At 55.6% G+C, this 2,904-nt stretch carries 1 rRNA gene; it reads right to left on the reverse strand.

What is annotated here, in order from left to right:
- Positions 1 to 2,714, reverse strand: a 23S ribosomal RNA gene (locus AUV08_RS04605); the annotation flags it as partial.
- Positions 2,715 to 2,904: the final 190 nt, after the last annotated feature.

The following is a 2,904-nucleotide window of genomic DNA, read 5'->3' on the forward strand; positions in this document are numbered from 1 at the left end:
GACATCGAGGTGCCAAACCATGCCGTCGATATGGACTCTTGGGCAAGATCAGCCTGTTATCCCCGAGGTACCTTTTATCCGTTGAGCGACAGCGCTTCCACAAGCCACTGCCGGATCACTAGTCCCGACTTTCGTCCCTGCTCGACCTGTCAGTCTCACAGTCAAGCTCCCTTGTGCACTTACACTCGCCACCTGATTGCCAACCAGGTTGAGGGAACCTTTGGGCGCCTCCGTTACTCTTTGGGAGGCAACCGCCCCAGTTAAACTACCCACCAGGCACTGTCCCTGAACCGGATCACGGTTCGAAGTTAGATATCCAGAGTGACCAGAGTGGTATTTCAACAACGACTCCACGAACACTGGCGTGTCCGCTTCAAAGTCTCCCACCTATCCTACACAAGCCACACCGAACACCAATACCAAGCTGTAGTAAAGGTCACGGGGTCTTTCCGTCCTGCTGCGCGTAACGAGCATCTTTACTCGTAATGCAATTTCGCCGAGTTCGTGGTTGAGACAGTTGGGAAGTCGTTACGCCATTCGTGCAGGTCGGAACTTACCCGACAAGGAATTTCGCTACCTTAGGATGGTTATAGTTACCACCGCCGTTTACCGGGGCTTAAATTCGGAGCTTCGCCTTGCGGCTGACCCTTCCTCTTAACCTTCCGGCACCGGGCAGGCGTCAGTCCGTATACATCGTCTTGCGACTTGGCACGGACCTGTGTTTTTAATAAACAGTCGCTACCCACTGGTCTCTGCGGCCCACACACGCTTTCGGAGCAAGTCCTAATACGCGCTGGGCCCCCCTTCTCCCGAAGTTACGGGGGCATTTTGCCGAGTTCCTTAACCACGATTATCTCGATCTCCTTGGTATTCTCTACCTGACCACCTGAGTCGGTTTGGGGTACGGGCGGCTGGAACCTCGCGTCGATGCTTTTCTCGGCAGCTGAGGATCACCCACTTTTTATCCGCATCGTGTCTCAGCCTGTATGAGAGGCGGATTTGCCTACCTCTCGGCCTACGCACTTGCACCAGGACAACCATCGCCTGGCTTGGGCTACCTTCCTGCGTCACACCTGTTAATACGCTAACCGCACCAGCATGGGGTCGCGCGCTCCACCAGCCGGCGTCACCCGAAGGTGACAGTGACTGGCTTTGGGCGCTTAGCACCACTGGATTGGTTTGGGCGGTTCTTCGCCGGTACGGGAATATCAACCCGTTGTCCATCGACTACGCCTGTCGGCCTCGCCTTAGGTCCCGACTTACCCAGGGAAGATTAGCTTGACCCTGGAACCCTTGGTCTTTCGGAGGACGTGTTTCTCACACGTCATTCGCTACTCATGCCTGCATTCTCACTCGTGTGGCCTCCACGGCTGGATCACTCCGCCGCTTCGCTGGCCACACGACGCTCTCCTACCCATCAACACGGCTGGACCACGAAGGCCTGCCAAAAGTGTCAATGCCGCAACTTCGGTGGTGTGCTTGAGCCCCGTTACATTGTCGGCGCGGAATCACTTGACCAGTGAGCTATTACGCACTCTTTCAAGGGTGGCTGCTTCTAAGCCAACCTCCTGGTTGTCTAAGCAACTCCACATCCTTTCCCACTTAGCACACGCTTTGGGACCTTAGTTGGCGATCTGGGTTGTTTCCCTCTCGACTATGAAGCTTATCCCCCACAGTCTCACTGCTGCGCTCTCACTTACCGGCATTCGGAGTTTGGCTGACGTCAGTAACCTGGTAGGGCCCATCGGCCATCCAGTAGCTCTACCTCCGGCAAGAAACACGCAACGCTGCACCTAAATGCATTTCGGAGAGAACCAGCTATCACGAAGTTTGATTGGCCTTTCACCCCTATCCACAGCTCATCCCCTCAGTTTTCAACCTAAGTGGGTTCGGCCCTCCACGACGTCTTACCGTCGCTTCAGCCTGGCCATGGATAGATCACTTCGCTTCGGGTCTAGGACACGCGACTGAATCGCCCTATTCAGACTCGCTTTCGCTACGGCTACCCCACACGGGTTAACCTCGCCACGTATCGCTAACTCGCAGGCTCATTCTTCAAAAGGCACGCCGTCACCCCAGCTGAGGAGGCTCCGACGGTTTGTAAGCAAACGGTTTCAGGTACTATTTCACTCCCCTCCCGGGGTACTTTTCACCTTTCCCTCACGGTACTTGTCCGCTATCGGTCATCTGGGAGTATTTAGGCTTATCAGGTGGTCCTGACAGATTCACACGGGATTTCTCGGGCCCCGTGCTACTTGGGATCCCCACCACGCCAGAACACGCATTTCAACTACAGGGCTGGCACCTTCTCTGGCCGGCCATTCAAGACCGTTCGTCTATACGCTTCTGTCACGTCGAACCCTCGGCAGAAGGTTCAAGCGGGTCCCACAACCCCGAACGTGCAACGCCTGCCGGCTATCACACACGCCCGGTTTAGCCTCTTCCGCTTTCGCTCGCCACTACTCACGGAATCACTGTTGTTTTCTCTTCCTGTGGGTACTGAGATGTTTCACTTCCCCACGTTCCCTCTACCCGCCCTATATATTCAGGCGGGAGTCACCAGGTCGCACAAGTACGCCTGGCGGGGTTTCCCCATTCGGAAATCCACGGATCAAAGCTCGCTTATCAGCTCCCCGAGGCTTATCGCAGATTGCTACGTCCTTCTTCGGCTCCAGATGCCAAGGCATCCACCGTTTGCTCTTAAAGACTTGAAATCACATGAGCCATAAAACAAATGTTCTATGTTCGCTTCTTTAAGATGCTCGCGTCCACTGTGTAGTTCTCAAAGTACGGGCGGCACCCACCCCGCCACCAACCAAAGGCCGGCGCAAAGATGAGCCCACGAAGTCCCAGGAAATGCTCCCGGTCCTTCAGGACCCAACAGCGTGCAGCCGCCCCGCTCCC

Source organism: Micrococcus sp. CH7 (assembly GCF_001595485.1).
Lineage (GTDB): Bacteria > Actinomycetota > Actinomycetes > Actinomycetales > Micrococcaceae > Micrococcus > Micrococcus luteus.